This is a genomic window from Gulosibacter macacae, from assembly GCF_003865375.1.
Taxonomy (GTDB): Bacteria; Actinomycetota; Actinomycetes; order Actinomycetales; family Microbacteriaceae; genus Gulosibacter; species Gulosibacter macacae.
Window position 1 is genome coordinate 1 of sequence record NZ_RQVS01000009.1, and the last position, 24,755, is coordinate 24,755.

General features: G+C 65.6%; 19 protein-coding genes. 13 read left to right on the forward strand and 6 right to left on the reverse strand.

Going from position 1 to position 24,755, the window contains the following annotated elements:
• Positions 1-23: 23 nt before the first annotated feature.
• On the reverse strand, positions 24-659 hold the full coding sequence (locus EG850_RS08380) for a DUF222 domain-containing protein (RefSeq protein ID WP_124972461.1): 636 nt from the start codon (positions 657-659) through the stop codon (positions 24-26).
• Positions 660-933: 274 nt separating this feature from the next.
• Here EG850_RS08380 and EG850_RS08385 point away from each other — a divergent pair, with 274 nt between their 5' ends.
• The 3 genes from EG850_RS08385 to EG850_RS08395 all read left to right on the forward strand — a co-directional run bounded on the left by EG850_RS08385 (position 934) and on the right by EG850_RS08395 (position 5,583).
• A complete protein-coding gene (locus EG850_RS08385; protein ID WP_124972684.1) occupies positions 934-2,331 on the forward strand; it encodes an MBL fold metallo-hydrolase in 1,398 nt (465 codons plus the stop codon).
• Positions 2,332-2,501: 170 nt separating this feature from the next.
• Positions 2,502-4,784, forward strand: coding sequence for an amino acid ABC transporter substrate-binding protein/permease (locus EG850_RS08390; RefSeq protein ID WP_124972462.1), 2,283 nt, complete (start codon positions 2,502-2,504; stop codon positions 4,782-4,784).
• A gap of 10 nt (positions 4,785-4,794) precedes the next feature.
• Complete coding sequence (locus EG850_RS08395; protein WP_124972463.1) at positions 4,795-5,583, forward strand: amino acid ABC transporter ATP-binding protein; 789 nt, start codon at positions 4,795-4,797, stop codon at positions 5,581-5,583.
• Positions 5,584-5,732: 149 nt separating this feature from the next.
• On the opposite strand, the gene EG850_RS08400 is transcribed toward EG850_RS08395, so the two are convergent.
• The 5 genes from EG850_RS08400 to hrpA all read right to left on the reverse strand — a co-directional run bounded on the left by EG850_RS08400 (position 5,733) and on the right by hrpA (position 13,123).
• The gene (locus EG850_RS08400; RefSeq protein ID WP_124972464.1) at positions 5,733-6,443 is read right to left on the reverse strand and encodes an MOSC domain-containing protein; all 711 of its coding nucleotides are present in this window, start codon (positions 6,441-6,443) and stop codon (positions 5,733-5,735) included.
• Positions 6,444-6,466: 23 nt separating this feature from the next.
• On the reverse strand, positions 6,467-6,940 hold the full coding sequence (locus EG850_RS08405) for a GNAT family N-acetyltransferase (RefSeq protein ID WP_185715000.1): 474 nt from the start codon (positions 6,938-6,940) through the stop codon (positions 6,467-6,469).
• 113 nt (positions 6,941-7,053) lie between these two features.
• Positions 7,054-7,995, reverse strand: a complete 942-nt coding sequence (locus EG850_RS08410; RefSeq protein ID WP_124972468.1) for a zinc-binding dehydrogenase — start codon at positions 7,993-7,995, stop codon at positions 7,054-7,056.
• A gap of 74 nt (positions 7,996-8,069) precedes the next feature.
• Positions 8,070-9,011 carry a zinc-binding dehydrogenase gene (locus tag EG850_RS08415; protein WP_124972470.1) on the reverse strand — a complete coding sequence of 314 codons (942 nt, stop codon included), beginning with the start codon at positions 9,009-9,011 and terminating at the stop codon, positions 8,070-8,072.
• Positions 9,012-9,109: 98 nt separating this feature from the next.
• Positions 9,110-13,123 (reverse strand): ATP-dependent RNA helicase HrpA, encoded by a 4,014-nt coding sequence (hrpA, locus tag EG850_RS08420; protein ID WP_124972472.1) that lies wholly within the window; start codon positions 13,121-13,123, stop codon positions 9,110-9,112.
• Between the two features lie 54 nt (positions 13,124-13,177).
• Here hrpA and EG850_RS08425 point away from each other — a divergent pair, with 54 nt between their 5' ends.
• From EG850_RS08425 to EG850_RS08470, 10 genes are all read left to right on the forward strand, one after another.
• Positions 13,178-14,032, forward strand: coding sequence for an aldo/keto reductase (locus EG850_RS08425; protein ID WP_124972474.1), 855 nt, complete (start codon positions 13,178-13,180; stop codon positions 14,030-14,032).
• A gap of 171 nt (positions 14,033-14,203) precedes the next feature.
• The gene (locus EG850_RS08430; RefSeq protein WP_124972476.1) at positions 14,204-15,061 is read left to right on the forward strand and encodes a type IV toxin-antitoxin system AbiEi family antitoxin domain-containing protein; all 858 of its coding nucleotides are present in this window, start codon (positions 14,204-14,206) and stop codon (positions 15,059-15,061) included.
• Positions 15,062-15,204: 143 nt separating this feature from the next.
• On the forward strand, positions 15,205-16,875 hold the full coding sequence (locus tag EG850_RS08435) for a dolichyl-phosphate-mannose--protein mannosyltransferase (protein ID WP_185715001.1): 1,671 nt from the start codon (positions 15,205-15,207) through the stop codon (positions 16,873-16,875).
• 5 nt (positions 16,876-16,880) lie between these two features.
• Complete coding sequence (gene rsmI / locus EG850_RS08440; RefSeq protein WP_124972480.1) at positions 16,881-17,693, forward strand: 16S rRNA (cytidine(1402)-2'-O)-methyltransferase; 813 nt, start codon at positions 16,881-16,883, stop codon at positions 17,691-17,693.
• A gap of 24 nt (positions 17,694-17,717) precedes the next feature.
• Positions 17,718-18,347, forward strand: coding sequence for an Imm43 family immunity protein (locus EG850_RS08445; protein WP_124972482.1), 630 nt, complete (start codon positions 17,718-17,720; stop codon positions 18,345-18,347).
• A gap of 67 nt (positions 18,348-18,414) precedes the next feature.
• Positions 18,415-19,974 carry a methionine--tRNA ligase gene (gene metG, locus EG850_RS08450; protein ID WP_124972484.1) on the forward strand — a complete coding sequence of 520 codons (1,560 nt, stop codon included), beginning with the start codon at positions 18,415-18,417 and terminating at the stop codon, positions 19,972-19,974.
• Between the two features lie 9 nt (positions 19,975-19,983).
• Positions 19,984-20,907, forward strand: a complete 924-nt coding sequence (locus tag EG850_RS08455) for a TatD family hydrolase (protein ID WP_124972486.1) — start codon at positions 19,984-19,986, stop codon at positions 20,905-20,907.
• Complete coding sequence (rsmA, locus tag EG850_RS08460; protein ID WP_124972488.1) at positions 20,904-21,758, forward strand: 16S rRNA (adenine(1518)-N(6)/adenine(1519)-N(6))-dimethyltransferase RsmA; 855 nt, start codon at positions 20,904-20,906, stop codon at positions 21,756-21,758. The genes EG850_RS08455 and rsmA overlap by 4 nt, the downstream gene beginning before the upstream one ends.
• Positions 21,759-21,783: 25 nt before the next feature.
• Positions 21,784-22,707, forward strand: a complete 924-nt coding sequence (locus tag EG850_RS08465) for a 4-(cytidine 5'-diphospho)-2-C-methyl-D-erythritol kinase (RefSeq protein WP_124972490.1) — start codon at positions 21,784-21,786, stop codon at positions 22,705-22,707.
• Positions 22,708-22,816: 109 nt separating this feature from the next.
• Complete coding sequence (locus EG850_RS08470; protein ID WP_124972492.1) at positions 22,817-24,697, forward strand: dynamin family protein; 1,881 nt, start codon at positions 22,817-22,819, stop codon at positions 24,695-24,697.
• Positions 24,698-24,755: the final 58 nt, after the last annotated feature.

Here is a 24,755-nt window from a genome sequence, read left to right on the forward strand (position 1 = left end):
GCCGCCGACCCTCGACTACACCCTCAACTGCGAAGAGCCTCAAAAATCGCATGCGCGCAGGCCGAATCAATCTCGGCAACGAGCTGCGACATCCCATCGTCGAGATCGCGAACCCGCACGCTACGCTCGCGACGTGCTCGCTGTTGACGGGCGGCAATCACCTCAGGGTCAAGTTCGGCGGCCACACGACGCGCATACGACTCGGTTCGCGCCGGTGTGTTCTCGCGCGCGTACTCGAGCACGAGTCGCTCGTACTCGGCACGTACCTCGTCATCAACAATCGGGTCACCGCACTTGATGATCACCTCGACGTGACGCCGCGCGAGGTCACCCGAACGCCAGGCGCGTGCCGTCTTGCGGTAGTGCTCGAAGAGGTTCCAGGCCTGGTCGACATCGCGATTCACCGACCGGTCGCTCGTATTTGTCTCGATGCCGATCTCGAACAGCATCGAGCGGTACTCAAGATCAAAGAAATCAGAGCCGGGACCGCCAGTCTCCTCAACGCACTGGTCGAACGCGAGCCGCAACAAGGCCGACTCATTCGCGGCGAAGTGGGCCTGCATCCGCCGCGCGTACTTGATGCGCTCGATGAAGTGGGCACGGCGCTCCCGCGACGCGGGGGAGCTCACGCTCGGCCGCTGAACCACTGCATTACTCACGCCACATCACCTCCGATTCACGAGCATTCCTGCGCATCTCCGCGACGAAATCATTCGAACATGAGCCTCCGACATTTCCGGCGACGCCTGTGGAAAAGCCAGATCGATCAAGCTCTCAGTCGTCGGCGTCAGAATCATCAGACCACGAGCCTCCGACACTTCCGCGGCGCCCAACAACAGCTCGGCGCCCTCACCGCATCCCTTGCATCCAGATACCCCTAGGGGTATGCTCAATCGCACCCTCCACGCCCCGCACGAAGAATCGGAGCCATTCATGCTCATCGAGCGCATCTACGACGAAGACCTCGCGCAGGCGGCCTATTTCATCGGCTGCCAGGCCAAGAACGAGGCGATCGTCATCGACGGCCGCCGCGACATCCAGCCGTTCCTTGATCTCGCCGCGAAAAACGGGATGCGCATCGTCGCCGCCGCCGAGACGCATATCCACGCCGACTACCTCTCGGGCACCCGCGAGATCGCCGACGCCACGGGCGCAACCCCGTACGTCTCGGGGGAGGGCGGCACCGATTGGCAGTACGACTTCGACGCCGTGCGACTCCACGATGGCGACACCATCACCCTCGGCAACATCACCATCACCGCGGTGCACACCCCCGGCCACACGCCTGAGCACCTCAGTTATCTCGTCACTGACGGTGCCTTCGCCGACGAACCCGGCTACTTCCTCACCGGCGACTTCGTGTTCTCGGGCGACCTCGGCCGACCCGACCTCCTCGACGAGGCCGCCGGTGGCGTCGACACCCGCTTCCTCGGCGCCAAGCAGCAATTTGAGAGTCTCCGCGACAAGTTCCTCACCCTGCCCGACCACGTGCAGGTTTTCCCAGGCCACGGCGCAGGATCGGCCTGCGGCAAGGCCCTCGGTGCGCTGCCCTCGACCACGGTCGGCTACGAGCGCCGCTTCGCCTGGTGGGGCAAGTACCTCGAGAGCAACGACGAGCAGGGCTTCATCGACGAACTCCTCGACGGCCAACCCGACGCCCCCTATTACTTCGGCCGCATGAAGCGCCAAAACCGCCAGGGCCCGGCCGTCATGGGCCCGCGCGAAACCCCGCAAGAACTCACCGCCGCCCAGGTGCAGCGGGGCATCGACGCCGACGAGCTCGTCTTCGTTGACACGCGCCCGGCGCCCGAAATCCGCGAGCAAACCGTGCGCGGCTCGATCGTCATCCCCGGCCGCGGCCCGATTGCAACGCAGGGTTCGTGGGCACTCGATCCAGAAATGGATGCCCGGGGTCTCGTCCTCCTCGCTGAGAACGTTGACGACGCCACCCGCATCTGGGATCACCTCGTGCGCGTCGGTATCGACAACGTCGTGGGGTTCATCCCGAGCATTGAAGGTCTCGAGACCTTCGTCCCCACGATCGTGGCGCACGACGACGTCAGCACCTTCGAACGCGCCGCGTTCCTCGATGTTCGCGCCCGCAGCGAGCACAACGCCGGTCACATCCCGGGCTCAACCCAACTCCACGCGGGCCGCCTGCTCTGGAGCCGTGAGCAGCTGCCGAACGACGGCACTATCCTCATCTACTGCCAATCGGGCGCCCGCGCCGCCGTCGCGAGCAACGCCCTGCGCTCACTCGGCTATGAGGTCGCCGAAGTCGAGGGCAGCTTCGGAGGCTGGGCCGCAGCCGGGATGCCCGTCGCGAAGTAACGCGCGCAGGCCCGGACAAATGGCCACTGGGAGTACGTTGCGATAACAACTCGCACCGTATTCCCAGTTGGCTAACGTCCAAACCCCAGCATCGGAGTACCCTTGCGTCGCACCTTTGTTCGCGCATAGCCGCGCGAACAATGTTTTCCGACGACCGAAAGGGACCCTTCATGTCCGCTTTCCAACACCGGCTTGAACGATGGCGCGCGAGTCGCTCGACAATCCTGTCGATGTTTGCCGTGCTCCTCATCCTGCTGATGACCATCGGTGGCGCCGTCAGCGCCGCCCACGCGATCACCGGCACGAACCAAGCCCAGGGCAAGACCTACACGATCGCCACCGACACCACGTGGGCGCCGTTCGAATTCGAACGCGACGGCGAGCTGCGCGGTATCGACATCGACCTCATCAACGCCATCGCCGAAAACCAGGGCTTCAGCGTCGACATCAAGGTCCTCGGCTTCGACGGCGCCCTCGCGGCCGTCCAGGCCGGCCAGGCCGACGCCGTCATGGCAGGCATGTCGATCACCGACGAACGCAAGCAGATCTTCGACTTCTCGAACCCGTATTTCGACTCGGGCATCCAGATGGCGATCGCCGAGAACAACGAGACGATCAAGAGCTACGAAGACCTCGCCGGCCAGAAGGTCTCGGCCAAGAACGGCACCGAAGGCTACGACTTCGCGCAGAAGCTCGCCGAACAGCACGGCTTCACCGTCACCGGTTTCCAGGATGCTGCTGACGCCTACACCGACGTTACCACCGGCAACTCGGTGGCCGTGTTCGACGACTACCCGATCCTCGCCTACGGCATTGCCACCGGCAATGTGAAGCTCAAGACAGTCACCCCGCAGACCCAGGCCTCGAGCTACGGCATGGGCGTGAAGAAGGGCGCGAACGACGAGCTGCTCACGCAGTTCAACGAGGGCCTCAAGAACCTCATCGCCGACGGCACCTACCAGGCGATCCTCGACGACTACCTCGGCGAGAACGCCCCCGACGCGCAGTCGATCGGCTACGGCCAGGCCGCCCTCGGCAACGAGAAGCTCAGCGACGACGGCCCGGGCACCCTGCCCACGAACCCGAACTTCGCGGTCGACACCCCGAAGACCAACGGCACCTTCATCATCGCCACCGACACCACCTTCGCCCCCTTCGAATACCAGAAGGACGGCCAGCTCGTCGGCATCGATATGGACCTCATCAACGCGATTGCCGCGAACCAGGGCTTTGAGGTGCAGATCCAGCCGCTCGGCTTCGACGCTGCGCTCCAGGCCGTGCAATCGGGTCAGGCCGCCGGTGTCATTGCCGGTATGTCGATCACGGATGAACGCAAGCAGGTCTTCGACTTCTCGGAGCCGTACTTCGACTCGGGTATTCAGATGGCCGTTTCGGTCGAGAACACCGATATCGCCAGCTACGCCGACCTCGCCGGCAAGACCGTCGCGGTCAAGACCGGTACCGAGGGTGCCGCGTTTGCGAACGAGCTCGCCGCCGAACACGGCTTCACCGTCAACTCGTTCAGCGACTCGGCCGATATGTACAACGATGTCGCCACCGGCAACTCGGTCGCCGCCTTCGAGGACTACCCGGTGCTCCAGTTCGGTATCGCCAGCGGCAATGTGCCGCTCAAGACGGTCACCGATCCCGAGCCCGGCGCATCCTACGGTTTCGCCGTACTCAAGGGCCAGAACCAAGACCTGCTGACGATGTTCAACGAGGGTCTGCAGAACGCCAAGGACACCGGCGTCTACCAGACCATCGTCGACCGCTACCTCAAGGCCGAGCAGGCCGAGTCGAACACAGGCTTCTTTGGCCTGCTCGCTGCATCCATGCCCGCGCTCATGCAGGGTCTTGGCTTCACGCTCATCGCCACCGCGCTCTCGATCTTCTTCGCGATGATCCTGGGTCTGTTCTTCGGCATCCTCAAGCTGTCGAACAACTGGCTCGTGCGCGGACTCGCTTCGGCCTACGTGAACATCTTCCGCGGCACCCCGGTGCTGGTGCAGGCGTTCTTCTTCTACTTCGGTGTGCCCGCCGTCACCGGCGTCACCCTCGATGCACTTACCGCCGGTGTGATCACGCTCTCGCTCAACGCGGGTGCGTACATCACCGAGATCGTGCGCGGTGGTGTGCAATCGGTCGACACCGGTCAAATGGAAGCCGCACGCTCGCTCGGCCTTGGCTGGGGCAAGTCGATGCAGAAGGTGATTCTGCCGCAGGCGTTCAAGATCATGACGCCGAACCTCATCAACCAGTTCATCATCACGCTGAAGGACACGTCGCTGCTCTCGGTGCTCGGCTTCGCCGAACTCACCTACCAGGGCCGCATCATCATCGCCTCGACCTTCCGCTCGTTCGAAATCTGGATCGTCGTCGGCGTGATCTACTTCATCGTGATCTGGCTGCTCACGCTCCTGTCGAACTGGTTCGACCGCAAGTTCAACAAGTAGGGACAAGAAGATGACGAACAAACCCTCCACTGACCCCGTCTTCACCGCGCCCGTTGCGACGCGCAGTGGCGCCCCCATCCAGGTCAAAGACCTCCACAAATCGTTCGGCAAGAACGAGGTGCTCAAGGGCATCGACCTCGAGGTCGCGAACGGCGAAGTTGTCGCTGTGATTGGCCCTTCGGGTTCGGGTAAGTCAACGCTGCTGCGTTGCCTCAACCGCCTCGAAGAGGTCACGAGCGGCGAGGTGCTCATCGACGGCGTGAACATCGCACCGGCGACCGGCACCAACCTCGATAAGGTGCGCCAGAAGATCGGCATGGTCTTCCAGCACTTCAACCTGTTCCCGAACATGACCGTGCTCGAAAACGTCGCGCTCGCACCCACCGAACTGCGCAAACTCTCGAAAGCGGATGCACGCACCCGCGCGCAGGAACTCCTCGATCGCGTTGGACTCGGTGAAAAGGCGGATGCTCGCCCCGCGCAGCTCTCGGGCGGTCAGAAGCAGCGTGTGGCGATCGCTCGTGCGCTCGCCATGTCACCCGACATCATGCTCTTCGATGAGGCCACCTCGGCGCTCGACCCCGAAATGGTCGGCGAAGTGCTCCAGGTGATTCGCGACCTCGCGGCCTCGGGGATGACCATGGTGCTCGTCACCCACGAGATGGGCTTCGCGCGCGAGGTTGCCGACCGCGTGGTGTTCATGGCCGAGGGCGTTGTGGTGGAGCAGGGTGACCCGAAGGTGCTCTTCGACGCCCCGCAGCACCAGCGCACGAAGGACTTCCTCTCGAAGGTGCTGTAGACGAGGCGGGTCTCGATACGTCGCTTCGCTCCTACTCGACCAGCCACAACTGGTTGGTCGAGTAGGAGCGAAGTGTTTTCATTGGTCGAGTAGCGCGCAGCCTTTTGGTTGGTCGAGTAGCGCGAAGCGCGTATCGAGACCCTTACCCTTCAGCGCACTTCCACCCGGTCGCCCACCCGGATGCTGCCCAGCAACTTCGGTCGGCAGTACATCGCGAGCCGCATCTCGCGCGTCGCGGCGAGCCCCTTGAGAAACTTTGCCGGCTCGGCGACGCCATCTTGCGCGAGATCGACCATGCGGCAGCGGGGGATCGGCTTCTCGACGACTACCTCGACCTCACCGATGCGCACTCGCCGTCCCAGCCAGGTTTCTTCTTCGAACGGCTCGGATGTGCTCACGACGAGATTCGCACGCAAGCGCCGTGCCGCGGTGGTTGCGCCGAGTTCGCGTTCGGCCCACTCGAGTGTCGCGGTGCCGACGAGCGAGATGGCACCCTCATCAAAAAAGTTGCCGGGGAGGGTGACATACGACTCTTGCTCGAGCGACACTGCGGTGCCGAACGCATCGCTCAGCGTCGCGTTGAGTGCTGGGTCTCCGGCAGCGCGTTCCGCGGATGCATCTGCGTGCGGTGCGACGAGCACCTCGCCATCGCTGCCGGTGCGCGCCGTGAAGTCAAAGACCGCGTCATAGCGTCGCATCCGAGTCGAATTCTTGCCCGAAGCAAACTTGCCGTCAGCATCAACGACCGCCCAACCGCGGTCACCCTCGAGTCCGCGGGAGGTGATGGGCACCCGCTCGAGCGCCTCGCCGCCCATCGACTTCACGGGGTAGCGGCGGATCGACTCGATGGTCAGCGTCATGCGGTTCAGCCTAGGAGACGCAGCTAGAGCACGAGCCCGAAACAGAGCTGTTCCGGCTTGCGATCGAACGGCGGGAAGTTCGGGATGCGTTCAAAACCGTAGGCGGGGTAGAGCGCGGCGGCCTCGGGCTGACGCACACCGCACTCGAGGAGGAGCCGGGCGGCACCCTGTTCACGGGCACCTTCGACGACGGCGTCGATGAGCTTCCGCGCGAGGCCCCGGCGGCGAAACTCGGGCCGGACGTGCAAGCGGCGCAACTCCAATGCATCCGGCTGAGGGATGCCGAGGCTCATGAGCGCGACGTGACCGGCGGGTTCGCCGTCGACGAGCGCAAGCCAACTACCGAACACCTCGACATTCTCGGTCGAGAAGAAGCCGTGGTATTTAGGCGGAGTGTCCCCGTAGATCGCATCCATATCGGCCATGAACTCGGCCCGGAGGGCCTCAGCTCGCGGGTCATCCCAGGCAACCGGCACGATTTCAATGCGTTCATTCACGCAGGAGAGTTTAGGCGGAACCGGGCGCGGTGACCTCGATACGCGCCTACGGCCTACTCGGCCAGCCAAGACTGGTTGATCGAGTAGGCCGCAGGCCATATCGGGATCAGGTGCTAGTCAGCGACCTTCGCGACGAGACGGCCCGACACCTTGCCCTCTTCGAGCATCTTGATGCCGTCGGCAATCTCTTCGAAGTCGATCATGGTGATCTGCGGGGTGAGGTCGCCGGTCGCCATCCACTTGAGGACGCGTTCGATATCGCTCTTCTCGCCACCCATCGAACCGAGCAGCTGCACCTTGCCGAGGATCAGCGCATAGGTGTTGATGGTCGCCTCAAGGCGGCCCATCCCCACCTGCACGACCTTGCCGCCGAACTTCACCGTCTCAACCGCAGCGGCGGTCGTGGTGCCAAAGCCGGCGAAGTCGATGATCACATCGAGCTGGTCGTCCTTGAATTCGTCGATCGACTTGGCGACCTTGACGGCGCCAGCTTCCTTCGCCGCATCCCAGACGTCTTCCTTCACTTCGGCGACGTAGACCTCGCAGCCCTCGAGGGCAGCAAGACGGGCGCCGATCTGGCCGAGGCCACCGAAGCCGATGATGCCGACCTTGTCGCCAGCCTTCGCACCACCGGTGCCGAACACGGCGCCCGACGAGGTCATCCCAGCGTCGGTCGCGGCCGCCGCCTGCTCGTAGCTGACACCCTCGGGAATGCGCACGAGCTGCTCGGCGTCAGCCTCGGCGCGGGCTTCCCAGCCGCCGTTGACGTTGTAACCGAACGGACCGATCATCGGCCAAACGGCGACGCGGTCGCCGACCTGCCACTCGGTCACGCCTTCGCCAACCTCAGAGATGACGCCGGCGGTCTCGTGGCCGGGCACCACGGGCGGGGTCATGTTCGCGAGCCACTTCTCGTCTTCGAGGATGCCGACGTCAGAGTGGCAGAGACCCGCCGCCTTGACGTCGACGACGACCTTGCCGGGACCGGCGGTCGGTTCGTCAATTTCCACCCGCTCGAACGGCTGGTGGGTCGTGTGGAACATCCATGCCTTCATGTGAAAACTCCTTCTTGTTGTGTGATGCGGTGGTCTCGACATGGCCTGCGGCCTACTCGACCAACCAGGAATTTCTAGTCAGCAACCTTGGCGACGAGACGACCGGTGACCTTGCCCTCTTCGAGCATCTTCACGCCATCGGCAATCTCTTCGAAGTCGATCATGGTGATGGTGGGTTCAAGCTCGCCCGAGGCCATCCACTTCATGACCATGGCGATGTCGTCCTTCGAGCCACCGTTCGAACCCACGAGGGTGACCTGGCCAAGGATCATCGGGTTAGTGTCGATGGTCGCCTCGAGGCGGCCCATGCCGACAAGCACCACCTTGCCCTGGAACTTCACGGTCTGAATCGCTTCGTTCGTGGTGGTGCCGAAGCCCGCAAAGTCGATGATGACGTCGAGGTTGTCGTCTTTGAACTCGGTGATCGACTTGGCGACCTTGACGGCGCCCTGCGCCTTCGCGGTCTCCCACACGTCTTCCTTTACCTCAGCGACGTAGACCTCAGCGCCCTCGAGGTGCGCGAGGCGGGCGCCGATCTGGCCGAGGCCACCGAAGCCGATGATGCCGACCTTCATGCCCGCCTTGACCTCGCCCTTGCCGAACACGGCACCGGCCGAGGTCATCCCCGCGTCAGTCGCGGCCGCAGCCTTCTCGAAACTCAGGCCCTCGGGGATGCGCACAAGCTGCTCGGTTTCAGCCTCGGCGCGGGCTTCCCAACCGCCGTTGACGCCGTAGCCAAAGGGGCCGAGCATGGGCCAGACGGCGACGCGATCACCGACCTGCCACTCGGTCACGCCCTCGCCAACTTCCGAGATCACACCGGCGGTTTCGTGGCCGGGAACAATCGGCACCTTCGTGAAGGCGAGCCACTTCTCGTCTTCGAGGATGCCCACATCCGAGTGGCAAAGACCCGCGGCCTTGACGTCGACGACGACCTTGCCGGGGCCAGCGGTCGGCTCATCAATCTCAACGCGAGTAAAGGGCTTGTGGGTGCCGTTGAACTGCCATGCCTTCATCTGTGGGCGCTCCGATCTCTCGTTTCGGTGAACGCCCTTAAATGTATTCGTTTGAATTGAATAGGAGATGAGAGTGCACTACTCAGGACACCAGTGCACTACTGCGCGAGCGCCGTGCGGATGCGTTTGAGCGACACCGACTCGGCCGTGCCGAGCTGCTGCGCAAACAGGCTCACGCGCAATTCTTCGAGCAACCACCGTGCCCGCACGAGCGCCTCAGCATCGTTCGGTGCCGTCGGGAAGGTGCCGCCCGCATCCGCGTAGAGCTGCAACGCCGTGGTCAGCTCGAGCATCCCCGCCCGCTCAAGCGCAGCGCTCTGGCCGAGCCGCTCGAGACGGTGCGTCACCGCGCGCAGATAGCGAGGCAGATGGCCCAACCGTTCAATGCCGGTGCGTGACACGAAGCCATCGAATACGAGGGCATCGAGCTGTGCCCGCGCATCCGAGAGCGAACCGAGATGCGCGAGCGCATTGCCGCCCTTGAGCGCGACGGCCGCCCCGCGATGCGCCGCGAGCACCTGGGCGACGAGCTTCACGGTGTCGAACATCGCATCCACGAGCCCGGCATTGAAGCGGTCCCGCAGGGCTTCGAACTCGGCGCGGGTGCGCACGGGCTCGTCTGGCAACGCCTCGACCGCGAGCGCCACGAGCACATCGGCGAGGAGCGCATCGGTTGAGCGGTAGGGACTCGCGGCAAGTGAGAGCTTCTCGGCAGCCGTGAGGTGCGCCTGCACATAGCTCGCGGGGGAGGGCACGGCGCGCGCGAGCAGGGTGGCGACGGCACGCGGATGCTCGCGGGTCTGGTCGTCTGCGGTCGTCGCGAGCACGAGATCGACCTTTGAGGTGCCCGGATGTGCCGGGTCGGCAAGACGCAACGACGGGTAGGCGCGAATCACGCCGTGCTTGCGTCGAAGGTCGAAGGATGCGGGGATCTCGTCGGTCGGAACTTCAGGCCAACCCTGGAGATCGCGCTGCTCGGTGACCGGGCCTGCGGCCTCTGCTTCCGGTTCCGCAGTCGCGCGGCCACGCTTCGGTGCCGCGGCTTCTTCAACGGCAAGCCCCACGGCCGTCGCCCGGGCGAGTGAGGCCTCGCTTGCCCGCTTGAGCTTCAACTGCAGCGCTTCGAGATCTTCGCCCGCTCCGAGTTCGCGACCGTCGTCGCCGACGACGCGGAAGCGCATCCGCAGATGCGCCGGCACCCGGTCGAGATCGAACTCGGCCGCGTCAAAGCGGATGCCCGCAGCACGCTGCATGTGTCCGTGCAGGGTCTCGGTGAGCGGGCCCGGCACCGACTCACCGCGATCGGGCCGCACTTCGCCAACCTCGGCGAGGAGCTTCCGCGCCCAATCCGCCGCCGGCACGAAGTTACGCCGGGTCGATTTCGGTAGCGACTTGAGGAGCGCCGTCACGAGCTCCGCGCGCATCCCCGGCACGCCCCAATCGAAGCCCACCGGGTCGAGGCGCGCGAGGAGCGGCAGCGGCACGAGCGCCGTCACTCCATCATCGTGAGCGTGCGGATCGAACTTGTAGCGCAGCTTCAGTCGCTGATCGCCCTGGCGCCACTCGCGCGGGAACTCAGCCTCATCGCCGCTGTCATTATCTTCGCCAAGGAGATCGGCGCGAGTGAGTGTGAGGAGGTCGGGCTGATGCTTCGACGCCTCGCGCCACCAGCGATCGAAGCTCGGCTGCGAGACGACCTCGTCGGGGAGGCGCTCGTCGAAGAATTCGAAGAGCTCCTCACTATCGGCAATGCGACCGCGCTGACGAGTACGCTCTTCGAGCTCTTCGACCTGGCGGCGCAATTGCTTATTGCGGCGGTCAAAGGGGTAGTTCGCGGTCCAGTCGCCCTCGATGAGGGCATGGCGGATGAACAGATCGCGGCTCCAGGCCGGGTCGATTGTCGCGAAACCAACGCGGCGATTGCGCACGATCGGCACACCGTAGAGCGTGACGGTTTCGCTCGCGACGGCCTGGCCCTGCTTGCGTTCCCAATGGGGCTCGGCATGCCGACGCTTCGCAAGATCACCCGCAAGCTGCTCGGCCCAAGCCGGGTCGATCTTCGCGACGGTGCGGGCGAACAGCGCCGAGGTTTCGACGAGTTCGGCGGCCATCACCCCATCCGGTTGCGCCTTCGCGAGCCCCGAGCCTGGGAAGATGCGGAAGCGCGTGTTGCGGGCACCCTGGTAGTCGCGCTTGAGCTCATCACGAATGCCGATGTGGCTGAGCAGGCCCGTGAGCAGGGCCTTGTGCACCGCATCCGGGTCGGCGGCACCACCGGTGCGCTTGCCGGTTTCGATGCCGAGCGGACGCGCGACCTCGCGCAACTGGCGCACGAGATCTTGCCACTCGCGATAGCGCACGAAGTTGAGGTACTCGGCCTTCATACGGCGGCGGAAAGCGCTCGACGAGAGTTCGTCGCCGATCTCATCGAGGTAGTCCCAGAGCTTCACGAGCGAGAGAAAATCGCTCGACGGGTCGCGGAAACGCGAGTGCAACTCATCCGCGTGCTGGCGGTGGTCAAGCGGTCGCTCGCGCAGGTCTTGCACCGTGAGCCCGGCGACAATGATGAGCACCTCGCGGCCGACCCCGAGCTCTTGCGCAGCAAGCAGCATCCTCGCAAACCGCGGCTCGATCGGCAGTTGCGCGAGCTGCCGACCAATCTGCGTGAGCTGGGGGCTACCATCGCGGGCCGGCTTCGCGCGAATGGCGCCAAGTTCACGCAGGAGTTCAACGCCGTCTTTCACTCCGCGCGGATCGGGCGGCGTGAGGAAGGGGAAGCGGTCGATGGCGCCGAGGCCGAGCGACACCATCTGCAGGAGCACGCTCGCGAGGTTCGTGCGCAGAATCTCGGGGTCGGTGAATTCGGGACGGCGCTCGAAGTCTTCTTCGCTGTAGAGGCGGATGGCGATGCCATCGCGGGTGCGGCCGCTTCGGCCCGAGCGCTGGTTTGCCGAGGCCTGGCTGATCGCCTCAATTGGCAGCCGCTGCACCTTCGCACGAGTGGAATAGCGTGAGATGCGGGCGAGGCCAGCGTCGATGACATAGGCGATGCCCGGCACCGTGAGCGAGGTCTCGGCAACGTTCGTGGCGAGGACGACACGACGACGGATGCCCGCGGCACGTCCGCGCTCAAACACCCGATGCTGGTCGCGGGCGCTGAGGCGGCCATAGAGGGGGAGGACCTCGGTGTCATCGCGTCTGCGGCCGGTGAGGCTGCCACGAATCGCCTCTTCGGCATCGCGAATCTCACGCTCACCGGGGAGGAAGACGAGCACATCGCCGGGCGCTTCAGCCTCGAGTTCTTGCAGCGCCTGGGTGATGCCCTCGAAGAGATCGCGATCGGCCTGTTGCTCGGCGGCGGCCGCACGGGCCTGGTGGCGCAGTCCCCGGGCGTGCCGCTGACGCTGTGGTTGAACGCTTGACTGGACGCTCGGCTGTTTCGGTGGCGACGCATCCTCGTCGTCAAAATCGTCATCGTCAGTCGCCGTGCGGTCGCCCACGAGCGGTCGGTAGCGAATCTCGACTGGGTAGGTACGACCCGAGACCTCAATGATCGGTGCCGGGATGCCCTTGGCATCGGCAAAGTGCGCCGCGAACGACTCGGGGTCGATCGTCGCCGAGGTGATGATCACCTTGAGATCGGGGCGCTTCGGCAGGAGCTGTTTGAGATAGCCGAGGAGGAAGTCGACGTTGAGGCTGCGCTCGTGGGCCTCATCGATGATGATCGTGTCGTAGCGCCCCAGCAGCCGGTCGCGGCGAAGCTCGGCGAGCAGGATGCCGTCGGTCATCAACTTGATGCGCGTGTTCTTGCTCGATTGATCGGTGAAGCGCACCTGGTAGCCGACGAGATCGCCAATCTCAGTGCCGAGCTCTTCGGCAATGCGCTCGGCGATCGTGCGTGCCGCGATGCGGCGCGGCTGGGTGTGGCCAATGGCGGTGCGGCCAAGCTCGAGGCAGATTTTGGGCAGCTGCGTCGTCTTACCCGAACCGGTTTCACCCGCGACGATCACGACCTGGTGGTCGCGGATGGCCGCCGCGATCTCATCGCGCCGGGCCGAGACCGGAAGGTCGGGGTAAACGATCTCGGGAAGGTTGGGTTGAGCTTCGAGCATGACCTGATCAGCCTAGTCAGCCCGCGTGCAACCTTGCCGCGCGAGAATTTGGGCATGACCGACGAGACGATTCCCAACATCCCGCTGCTTTATGGCACTTCGATTCCGCAACTTGGCTTCGGCACCTATCAAATCGAGGCCGATGACGCCGAGCGCGCCGTGCTCGAGGCACCCGAACTCGGCTATCGGCACATCGACACGGCCCGCATCTACGGCAATGAAGAGGGCGTGGGCCGGGCGCTCGCGGCGAGCGGTATTCCCCGCGATGAGCTCTACGTGACGACGAAGCTCTGGAACGACGACCAGGGTGCCGGGCGCGCATCCGAGGTATTGGATGCCTCACTCGAGCGGCTGGGTCTCGACTATGTCGACCTCTACCTCATCCACTGGCCGGTGCCGACGGTCGATCAGTACGTCGCGACCTGGGCCGACTTCCCGGCGCTGCGGGAATCGGGCCGCACCCGCTCGATTGGCGTCTGCAACTTCCACGAGGACCACCTCGAGCGGCTCATCAGCGAGACCGGCGAGGTGCCGGCCGTGAACCAGATTGAAGTGCATCCGCTGTATGTGCGCGAGGAATTGCGCGCGTTCTGTGCCGAGCGGGGCATCGTGGTCGAGGCGTGGAGCCCGATTGCCCGGGCCGCGGCGGCACTGTTTGATCAGCCGGTGTTGGCGGAGATTGCCGCGAAGCACGGTCGCACTATCGCGCAGGTGGTGCTGCGCTGGCACCTGCAGCTCGGGAATGTGATCTTCCCGAAGACCAACTCGGTCGACCGGATGCGCGAGAACCTCGACCTGTTCGGCTTTGAGCTCGCCGCCGATGAAATGGCCGCGATTTCGGCGCTTGACCTCGGGGATGAGGGCCGCGTCGGCCCGAGTTCGCTCACCTTCGGCGCCCCGCGCGACTAGCAACGTGTACCGAATTGTCACGCCTGGGCCGCAATAGGCGCATATAGGCATCAAATCGGCTCGGGCGTGACAATTGGGTACGTCTACCGCACCCCCTGTGGAAATCAATGCGTCCACAGACCCAGGGTTTGAGACCGGTATCAGCAAGGGTCTGCCGTCACCCTGTCGGCCATGCCGAACATCCCTGCGCTGTTCCGTCGCCACCACGGATGCATGACAACCGCTCAACTCGTTGCCAACGGCGTCACTCGACGGTCGCTTCGAGCCATGCAGGCGACGGGTGAAGTAGTCGTGATCCGTCGGGGCTGGTACCGGCACTTGGGAGTTGCGGTTCCTCCCGAGGTGCTCACCGCAGTGGCAGCGGGCGGTGTTCTCTCCGGGGCAAGCGCCCTCGCGATTCACGGCGCGTGGAACCTTCACTACCCGATCGTCGTGCGCGCGGCGCGAATTGACCGCATTCGTCCGCAAGCAGGGATTCAAGCGGTGGCGCTTCGAGAAGATTCGGCGCGACCGTGCGACGGTGCCGTTGACCCGCCTCGGCTCGCCTTCAGGGTGGCGCTCATGACGTTGACTCCGGAAGAGATCATCATCGTCGGCGACTCAATTGTGCAGCGGGGTTTTCTCACACGGTCAGAACTCCGGGTGATTGCTGAGGGCCTACCGAAAATCACGCTAGATGCTGTGTCCCGGATCCAAGGCGTGTGCGAGTCGGGCACCGAGACCAAAGTACGGCTCTGGCTCGAGTCGAACCGCATCCGACATCGAGCGCAGGCGAGAATCAGGCGGGTGGGTCGGGTCGATTTTCTGATCGGGCAGCGGTTGATCATTGAGGTTGACAGCATCAAGCACCACACGGGCGTCGAGAATCATCAGGGGGACCGCAGTCGTGATCAAGTGCTCATCGGGCGGGGCTACCTGGTGATTCGAGTGACCTATGCGGATGTGATGTATCGATGGGGCGAGGTTTCCCGACACATCCTGGCCGTGATTCGTCGCGGCGAGCATCGTCACGAGCCGGCGGCAGCGTAGTGCTGTGCCGAAAAGTCACGCCTCAGCTCTCATTCTGCTGTATAGGCGGTAACTCGGCTCAGGCGTGACAATTCGGTACAGTGGCCCGCGCGTCAACCGCTAGCCGGATGGGGGCGCGCATCCGAGCACCTACGATGGGCTGGATGAGCCACGCAAGCCCCGCAGTATCGAGCGCGCCGTCTGGCGCACGCTCGGGTTCGCACCGGCTCACCCCGCCCGCCGGCTCCTGGGCCGATGATCTCTGGGCGAAGCTCACCGCCACGCCCGAACTCAGACGGCGCACCGAGTGGGTCATCGTCGGCATCATCACCCTCATCGCCGCACTCCTGCGCTTTGTCGCGCTCGGGCATCCGCACCGCCTCGTCTTCGACGAGGTCTACTACGTGCTCGACGGCTGGTCGCTGTCGAACGAGGGCTACGAAGCAAAATACCCCGAAGACGGCCGCGACCTCTTCGCCGCAGGCACCGTCTACGCCTACAACCCCGACGAGCCGAGCTACGTCGTGCATCCGCCGCTTGGCAAGTACCTCATCGGCTGGGGGATGCACCTCATCGGTCCCGAAAACGCCTTCGCCTGGCGCGCCGCCGTCGCGTTCTTCGGCACGCTCGCCGTGCCGCTCCTCTATCTCGTCGCCCGCAAGCTCCTGAGCAATGTGCCGCTTGCTGCCATCGCCGCACTTTTCCTCGCCATTGACGGGCACGCCATCGTCACGAGTCGCATCTCGATTCTCGACGGCCTGCTCATGTTCTTCGTGCTGCTCGGCTTCCTCTTCCTGCTCTACGACCGCGAGCACCAGCGACGGCAGCTGCTCGATTGGGTCGCGAAGTGGCGCGCCCGCCAGCCCGCATCAACCGAGGATGCGCCGCCCGAGCAGCCGGGCTGGGGACCGATCCTCTGGAACCGGCCGTGGCTGCTCGCCATGGCCATCGCGCTCGGTCTCGCGAGCAGCATCAAATGGTCGGGCGCGTACTTCCTCGCCGCCTTCTGTCTCGCGACGATCGTCATTGACCTGTTCGCGCGACGCGAGGCGGGCATCCGGCTCTGGTTCTCAGCCGCGACTCTGAAGCAGGGCTGGGCTTCGTTCCTCATTTCGGTGCCCGCCGCCATCGCGGTCTACCTGGCGAGCTGGACCGGCTGGCTCGCCACCTCCGGCGGCTTCTACCGCGATTGGGTCGAGGGCGAACCGGCCACCCGCGCCTGGACCGGCGCGCTCGAATGGGTTCCCTACAGCATCCAAAACCTCTGGCACTACCACTCCGAGGCGTTCCGCTTTCACTCGGGCCTCGCCAGCGACCACCCCTATAACTCCGGCCCGCTCGAGTGGCCATTCCTCCTGCGTCCGACGGCCTTCAGCTACGAATATTCGAAGGCCGGCGAACCCGGATGCATGTTCAACGAGTGCGTCACCGCAATCACCTCGCTCTCGAACCCGCTCATTTTCTGGCTCGGCACGATCGGCATCGTCTTCCTCGCGATGTACGTCTTCGTCAACCCGAGCTGGCGCTACGGCGCGATCCTCACCGGCTGGTTCGCGGGCTGGCTGCCGTGGCTCCTCACCGGGCGCACGTCGGTCTACCACTTCTACGTCATCGCCTGGCTGCCGTTCGCCTTCCTCGCGGCCGCCTTCGCGCTCCAGACGATCGCCGGCTCCGCCAAGGATGATCGCCGCCAGCGCACCGTCGCGGTGAACGTCTGCTGCGGCTTCCTCGTCGCAGTCGTGCTAGTCTCGCTCTGGTTCCTGCCGACGTGGGTCGGCATCCAGGTGCCCACCTGGTACTGGAACTCCACCCACTGGCTCCCCGGCTGGAAGTAGGCCTCATGCTCATCCTCGCCGGCACCCCGATCGGCAACCTCGGCGACGCCTCCGCGCGACTCGTCGAGACGCTCCGGAACGCCGACCTCGTCGCCTGCGAAGACACCCGCACCACCGCGAAGCTGCTCCAGCTCCTCGGCATCGAGGAACGGCCGAAGCTCCTCGCGCTCAACGAGCACAACGAGCGGGAGCTCGCCGCCGAGCTCGCCGAGCGGGCCGCCGAGGGCGACGTCGTGCTCGTCTCGGATGCGGGCATGCCCGGCATCTCCGACCCCGGCTACCCGGTCGTCGTCGCGTGCGCCGACACCGGCGTCACCGTGACGAGCGTGCCCGGCCCGAGCGCCGTGATCACCGCGCTCGCGGTGTCGGGCCTGCCGACCGACCGGTTCACGTTCGAGGGCTTCGCGCCGCGGAAGGCGGGGGAGCGGGCGAAGCTCATCGCGCAACTCGCCGCCGAGCCGCGCACCGCCGTGCTCTACGAGTCGCCGCATCGGCTCGCCGCGACCCTCGCCGAGTTCGCCGCCGCCTGGCCGGAGCGCCGGGCCGCCGTGTGCCGCGAGCTCACGAAGCTCCACGAGGAGACCCGCCGCGGCACGCTCGCCGAGCTCGCCGAGTGGGCGGCCGACGGCGTGCGCGGCGAGATCGTCATCGTGCTCGGCGGCGCGGCGGCGGTCGAGACCGACCCGGCCGACGCGCTCGCCGAGGTGCGGCGGCTCGTCGCCGACGGGATGCGCCTGAAAGACGCGACGGCGCAGGTCGCCGAAGCGACCGGCCTGCGCCGTCGAGACCTCTACGAGGCCGCGCTCGCGGCCCACTGACTCCGGATATTCGGGGAGGAAACGTTGCCGACGCCGCTGCTGCTCTGGGGCTATCCCATCCAGTCGATCGCCGCGCTCGAAGCGGAAGGAGTGCCGCCCGAGGCGTCGGGGATGATCGGCATCTCCGAGCGATTCGACACGAAGCGGACGCACCCCGACTTCGACTTCCCCTGGGCGGCGACCTACTCACCGGAACCGTTGCCGCCGATGCCGGAGCACGTCACGATCTGCCTCAAGCGAGTGAACGCGGTGCACTTCGACTTCATCCCCTACGGCGACTTCTTCATCCTGTCGGAGCGCCTGCTCGTGTTCCTCGAGGACCACCGCTTCGACTACGCGTTCGACCGGAGTCGGGCGTCGATCGTGAACACGAAGGGGCAGCCGCTCACCGACGAGACGTTCTTCCTGCTTCGGAGGGACGACCTGCGCATCGGAGACGAGGTGGAGTGGGTCGACGGCGACAGCGACGGCGACGGCGAACAGGCGATCACCCGCTCCGAGAAGCGGGTCCTGCTCTCCGACGAGGACGGCTACGAGTCGTGCCTCTTCGTGGATGCGACGCTCAAAGCGACCCTGGAACAGCGATTCCGTACCGTGCATCTCTTCACGGCAGCCGAGTGGAACCGCTTGGACGATGACGGGTGGGACTTCTAGGCGCTCGTCGCCGTGCGAGCTGTCACAGTGCGCAATCGCCGCCCCGTGCCTCGGTAGACTGGCCGGCATGGCTTCCGGTGACTCGTTCTACCTCACTACCCCCATCTTCTACGTCAACGACGTGCCCCACATCGGGCACGCCTACGCCGAAGTGGCGGCAGACGTGCTCGCCCGCTGGCACCGCCAGCGCGGCGACGACACCTGGTTCCTCACCGGCACCGACGAGCACGGGCAGAAGATCCTCCGCTCGGCCGCCGCGAACGACGTCACCCCGAAGGAGTGGGCCGACAAGCTCGTCGAAGAGGCGTGGAAGCCGCTGCTCAAGACGCTCAACCTCTCGAACGACGACTTCATCCGCACGACCGACGAGCGCCACGAGGTGCGCGTGCAGAAGTTCCTCTCGCAGCTCAACGACGCCGGCTTCATCTACGAGGACGAGTTCGAGGCGCTCTACTGCGTCGGCTGCGAGGAGTTCAAGCCCGAGTCGGAGATCGTCGCGGGCGAGGGCCAGTACGAGGGCCAGCAGGTGTGCGCGATCCACTCGAAGCCGATGGAGCTGCTCAGCGAGCGCAACTACTTCTTCCGCCTCAGCGACTTCGAGCAGCCGCTGCTCGACTACTACGAGGCGAACCCCGACTTCATCCAGCCGCAGTCGGCCCGCAACGAGGTCGTGAGCTTCGTGCGCTCGGGCCTCCACGACCTGTCGATCTCGCGCACGAGCTTCGACTGGGGCATCAAGGTGCCGTGGGACGACGCGCACGTCATCTACGTGTGGTTCGACGCGCTGCTCAACTACGTCACGGCGATTGGCTTCGGCGACGACGACGGCGAGTTCGAGCGCCGCTGGCCCGCCCACCACGTCGTTGGTAAAGACATCCTCCGCTTCCACGCGGTGATCTGGCCCGCGATGCTCATGGCCGCCGGCATCGAACCGCCGCAGCGCGTGTTCGCGACCGGCTGGCTGCTCGTCGGCGGCGAGAAGATGTCGAAGTCGAAGCTCACCGGCATCCCGCCGCACGAGATCACCGACGTGTTCGGCACCGACGCCTTCCGCTACTACTTCATGCGCGCCATCCACTTCGGCCAGGACGGCTCGTTCTCGTGGGAAGACCTCCACGCCCGCTACCACGCCGAACTCGCGAACGGCTTCGGCAACCTCGCCTCGCGCGTCATCGCGATGGTGCACAAGTACTTCGACGGCGAACTCCCTGAGGTGGCCGCGCGCGACGAGGCGGATGAACGCATCCTCACGCTCGCAAACAGCATCACCGCCACCGCCGATGCTGCCATCGACCGCTTTGCCATCGACCAGGCGATTGCCGAGGTGTGGCAGCTCGTTGATGCGCTCAATCTCTACATCACCGAGCAGCAGCCGTGGGTGCTCGCAAAGAGCGAGGACACTCGCGACCGCCTTGCCGCCGTGCTCGACACCGCCGTGCGCGGCCTTGGCGTGCTTGCCGTGCTCCTGCACCCGATTTTGCCGCAGGCGACCGACAAGCTCTGGGCGGCGCTCGGTGCCGAAGGCGCGCTCGACGAGCAGCGCATCGCCGACGCCCTCGACTGGCGCTCAAGCGGCCGCGTCGGCGAACTGCCCGCGCTCTTCCCGCGCGTCGAGCAGGCCGACTAGGTCGCCCGCATGCCGTATCCGCAGCGTCGCGATACCGTCGCCGAAACCGGGCAACGTCGCGAACTGAAGTACCCCGAGGTGCCGGCACCGCTCGCGGTCGCCTGCTATGACAATCACACCCACCTCGAAATTGAGGATGGGGAGGTCGGGCTCTCGGTGCGCGAGCATATGGATCTCGCGGCCGACGCGAACATCCTCGGTGCGATCACGGTCGGGGGCGATTTGCGCTCGAGCCGCTGGCAGGTCGAGGCCGCGAACGAAGACGCGCGGTTGCTCGCGGCCGTGGCCGTGCATCCAAATGAGGCGCCTGAGCTTGCCGCCCGCGGCGAACTCGAGGATGCGTGGGCGCAGATCGAGCAACTCGCGCACGACCCGCGCGTGGCCGCGATCGGCGAGACCGGCCTCGATTTCTTCCGCACCTCGGGCGACGAGCCAATCGCTGCGCAATTCGCCTCGTTTGAAGCGCATATCGACATGGCGAAGCGCCTGGGTCTGCCGATGCAGATTCACGACCGGGAGGCGCATGACGCCGTCGTTGAGACCCTGCGTCGCGTGGGGGCGCCTGCCGGCACTGTGTTCCACTGTTTCTCGGGTGATGCCGCCCTCGCCCGCATCGCGGCCGAGGAAGGCTGGTTCCTCTCGTTCGCGGGGAATGTGACGTTCAAGAACGCCCCGAATCTCCGCGAGGCGCTCGAAGTGATTCCGCGGGAACTCATCCTCGTCGAAACCGACGCGCCCTTCCTCACACCGATCCCCTTCCGCGGCCGCCCAAACGCGCCCTACCTCTTGCCGGTCACGCTGCGCTTCATGGCCGAGCACCTCGGCACGGATGCGGACGAGTTCGCCGGGCAGGTGGCTGAGAACACGCTTGGTCTCTACGGGCCCTTCGACCCCGAAGCACGGGCTGCGTGGCGCGCGGAGCGTGCCGCATGAGCGAGGTGAAGCTCCTCGGCCCGGCCGAGATCCGTGACTTGGCGGCACTCCTCGATGTGCAGCCGACGAAGAAGCTCGGCCAGAACTTCGTGCACGATCACGGCACGGTGCGTCGCATCGTGACCACCGCATCCGTGTCGCCGGGCGAGCGGGTGCTCGAAGTGGGTCCGGGACTCGGCTCGCTCACCCTCGCGCTCCTTGAGGCCGGCGCCGCGGTGACCGCCATCGAGATCGATGAGCGGCTCGCCGCGCAGCTGCCGCGCACCACCGAAGTCATGGCGCCCACGGTCGCTGATCGCCTCGAGGTGATCACCCAGGATGCGCTGCGCGTCGACGAGGTGCCGGGTGAACCGGTCGCCATCGTCGCCAATCTGCCGTACAACGTATCGGTGCCCGTGCTCCTGCACCTGCTCGAGCGGGTGCCGTCGCTGCGCCGCGGCGTCGTCATGGTGCAGCGCGAGGTGGGGGAGCGGCTCGCCGCAAGTCCCGGCTCGAAGGTGTACGGCTCGCCAAGCGTCAAGGCTGCCTGGTACGGCACCTGGCGCACGGCCGGGCTCGTCGGCCGCAAGGTGTTTTGGCCGGTGCCGAATGTCGATTCGGTGCTCGTGTCATTCGAAGCACACGAGGCGCATCCGGGTGACGAGGCCCTGCGCCGACGCATGTTCGCGCTCGTCGATGCGGCCTTCGGTCAGCGCCGCAAGATGCTGCGGCAATCACTCGCGGCCTGCTTCGACGGTTCCTCGCAGCTTGCCACGGAGGCGCTCGAAGCCGCCGGCATCGATCCGACCGCGCGCGGCGAGGCACTCGAACCGGATGCGTTCGTGCGGCTCGCGCGCATCCCGGCGCCGTAGAGCCAAGCCTCGCTAGCCTGGACGCATGCAGAATTTCGTCACCGCCCGCGCGCCCGGCAAGATCAACGTCGCGCTCGCGGTGGGCGATCTTGCCGACGACGGCTATCACCCGCTCGCCACGGTCTTTCTTGCGCTCAATCTCACCGAAGATGTCACCGCCCACCGCGCCGAAGGGTTGAGCCTCGAGTACGCGCCAGGGCCCATCGATACGAGTGACCTCGCCACCGATGAGTCGAACCTCGCGATTCGAGCGGCGCGCCTGCTTGCTGACACGACGGGGCATCCGGCGGATGCGGCGCTCACGATCACGAAGCGGGTACCGATCGCCGGTGGCATGGGCGGCGGTTCGGCCGATGCGGCAGCGGCACTGGTCGCCTGCGATGCGCTCTGGGGCACTAACCTCACCCGCGAAGATCTCGTCGCCCTCGCCGCGAAGCTCGGCGCCGATGTGCCGTTCGCGGTCGCTGGCGGCGTCGCACTCGGTACCGGTCGCGGCGATGTGCTCTCGCCCGTACTCACCGAAGGCACGTTCGAGTGGGTGTTGCGCCTCAGCGACGAGGGGATGTCGACCCCGCTCACCTTCCGCGCGCTCGACGAGCATCGCGCAAAGCACGGCGCAGCCCTCGGCCCGGTGGTCGATCCTGAAATCGAAGCGCGGGTCTTGCACGCCCTGCGCGCGGGCGACCCGGTCGCACTCGCGGATGCGCTGTCGAACGATCTGCAGGCCCCCGCGCTGCAATTGCGTCCAGACCTCGCTGAGGCACTTGAATTTGGTGAGACGCACGGGGCGCTCGCGGGCATTGTCTCGGGCTCGGGGCCAACACTCGGGTTCTTGGCGGCGGATGCAGCCGGTGCCGACGCGCTTGCGGCCACGTTCCGGCGTGAGGGGCATCGAGTGGTGCGGGCGAGTGGGCCGGTGCCCGGTGCGCGCGTGATTGAGGCGGCGTGACTCGGCCAGCACCCGCAGCGCTGACTGCGGCAACATCATCGTGGCGATTGATCTGTGTGCCACCTCGCGCAGGTGGCGAGAGCCACCACCTGGCAACTAGTTTGGCCACATGACCACCGACGCCGCCTCCGCACCCGGTGCAACGCCGCCGGCTGCGGCGAAACCGCCGAACCCGGCCACCGTTGCATTTCGTTCGCTCGGAACCGCGGCGAAGTCGTATGGGCTACAGCAACAGTTCGCGGCCATCGCTCGGATGGTGAAGGACTCGCGCGGCAAGCTACCAAGCATCGTGGTCGTCGGCGAAATGAACCGCGGCAAGTCGACGCTCGTGAATGCCCTGCTCGCTCAAGCCCGGCTCGCTCCGGCCGGGCCCGCGGAAATGACCGCGCTCGCGGTGAACTACACCCCGGCAAGCGAGGCGTTTCCGCTCGGGCAGGCCGAACTCGAGTATGCGAGCGAACCGAAGCTGCGACGCATCCCGGCAACCCACCTCGACCAGTGGATTCGTCTCGATTCGCCAACGCTCCTCAATGCCGAAGAGGCACCGTTGCAAGCCTCGCTCGCGGTGCGCCCCGGATTCGTGCAGAACTGCGTCATTGTCGACACCCCGGGCGCCGGTGGGCTCAGCGAGGCCTATGCCCTGCGGGCCCTCACGCGGGCGCGCGATGCGAGTGTGCTCCTTGTGGTGACCGATGCCACCGGCCGCATCACCGTGCCGGCGCTCGATTTTCTTGAGCGATGCAGCACCCAGGTCGAATCGGTCGTCATCGCCGTCACCAAGATCGACCTCTACCAAAACAATTGGCAGCAGATCGTCGATGAAAACCGAGAGGTGATCGCGCAACGACTCCCACGCCTCGCCAATGCGCCGGTGATCGGTGTCTCAGGCGCCTGGGGCGAGCGGGCGTCGGCCGAGCACGACCCGGCCCGGCGGCAGCGCTTGTTCGAAGCCAGCCGCATCCCCGAACTCGCCGCAGCCCTGCGTGCACCGCTCGAACGCGCGAACCAGCTGCCGACGCTCAATGCACTGCGGCAGGGGATTGGCCTGCTGTCTCGGCCCCTCGAGAAACTGCAGGCGGAGCGAGTGGCGCTCAGCGGCGACGATGCTGAGCACGAGGCGAAACACAAGGAACTCGTCGAATTGCGCAAGCACCGCGAAGAGCTCATGCGCACCTTCGAAGACTCGCGCTACGACTGGAACGCGCAGGTTGACCGCGTGCGCGTTGACCTCACCGCAGCGAACTCCCGACTCGTGCGTGAATTCGGTGCGGCATGGCGGCAAAAGGTGCAGTCGAAGGGCACTGGCCTCGGCGCGAAGCAGGTGCTTGTGTTGCAGAACGAACTTGCCGCCGACCTCGAAGTCAATGTCAATATGGCGATGCGCGGTATTGCCGAGCGCTCCGGCCAATTGCTCAACGAGCTCTATTCGGCGGCCGGTATGGATCCGCATCGCACGCTCTTCGGTGAGGTCGAACGGCGGGCGAATGAGGCAGGCCAGGCCCCGCGTGGACCCATCGAACAGCAGGCTGCCTCGCTTGACCCGCGCACGCTCTTTTCGGGCTTCATCATGGGCTCGGGTATTGGCGGTCTCGCCCTCGGTGCCCTCCTCGGCCCGGTTGGTGCGGCCCTCATCGGTATGTCGGTGATGGGGTCGCTCGGCACGCTGCTTGCGCGGCGTCAGGCGAAACGCCAGTCGTTCTTGCAGACCGTGGGCGACGCAACGATCGAGTTGCGCGAGATTCTCGATCGCGCCGTGCGTGGCGTGCTCCAGGTCGTGTCAACGGATGCGAAAAAGGTGTTCGACCGCGATCTGCGCGCCTCAGCGAACGAGGCGAAAGCCGAGCTCGACCGTCTCGAATCGGCTCGACGCGCGAGTGAAAGCGAACGGGCAAAACGCATCAAACAATTGGAGCCACGCATCGCCGATCTTGAAAAAGTCATCGCGCAAGCTGATGCCGAAGTGCGCCGGTTAGTTGAAGCTGAATCGTAAGCGGCCCCCTGACCTCGTATCCTCAGGGGAGGCATGTTTTAGACGGTTCGCGGTGATG

Coding starts and splice junctions, on each gene's coding strand:
- EG850_RS08385 (WP_124972684.1), top strand. CDS start 934: ATGCTCATCGAGCGCATCTACGACGAAGACCTCGCGCAGGCGGCCTAT.
- EG850_RS08395 (WP_124972463.1), top strand. CDS start 4,795: ATGACGAACAAACCCTCCACTGACCCCGTCTTCACCGCGCCCGTTGCG.
- EG850_RS08390 (WP_124972462.1), top strand. CDS start 2,502: ATGTCCGCTTTCCAACACCGGCTTGAACGATGGCGCGCGAGTCGCTCG.
- EG850_RS08435 (WP_185715001.1), top strand. CDS start 15,205: ATGAGCCACGCAAGCCCCGCAGTATCGAGCGCGCCGTCTGGCGCACGC.
- rsmI (WP_124972480.1), top strand. CDS start 16,881: ATGCTCATCCTCGCCGGCACCCCGATCGGCAACCTCGGCGACGCCTCC.
- hrpA (WP_124972472.1), bottom strand. CDS start 13,123: ATGCTCGAAGCTCAACCCAACCTTCCCGAGATCGTTTACCCCGACCTT.
- EG850_RS08465 (WP_124972490.1), top strand. CDS start 21,784: ATGCAGAATTTCGTCACCGCCCGCGCGCCCGGCAAGATCAACGTCGCG.
- rsmA (WP_124972488.1), top strand. CDS start 20,904: ATGAGCGAGGTGAAGCTCCTCGGCCCGGCCGAGATCCGTGACTTGGCG.
- EG850_RS08470 (WP_124972492.1), top strand. CDS start 22,817: ATGACCACCGACGCCGCCTCCGCACCCGGTGCAACGCCGCCGGCTGCG.
- EG850_RS08425 (WP_124972474.1), top strand. CDS start 13,178: ATGACCGACGAGACGATTCCCAACATCCCGCTGCTTTATGGCACTTCG.
- EG850_RS08455 (WP_124972486.1), top strand. CDS start 19,984: ATGCCGTATCCGCAGCGTCGCGATACCGTCGCCGAAACCGGGCAACGT.
- EG850_RS08430 (WP_124972476.1), top strand. CDS start 14,204: ATGCCGAACATCCCTGCGCTGTTCCGTCGCCACCACGGATGCATGACA.
- EG850_RS08400 (WP_124972464.1), bottom strand. CDS start 6,443: ATGACGCTGACCATCGAGTCGATCCGCCGCTACCCCGTGAAGTCGATG.
- EG850_RS08410 (WP_124972468.1), bottom strand. CDS start 7,995: ATGAAGGCATGGATGTTCCACACGACCCACCAGCCGTTCGAGCGGGTG.
- metG (WP_124972484.1), top strand. CDS start 18,415: ATGGCTTCCGGTGACTCGTTCTACCTCACTACCCCCATCTTCTACGTC.
- EG850_RS08415 (WP_124972470.1), bottom strand. CDS start 9,011: ATGAAGGCATGGCAGTTCAACGGCACCCACAAGCCCTTTACTCGCGTT.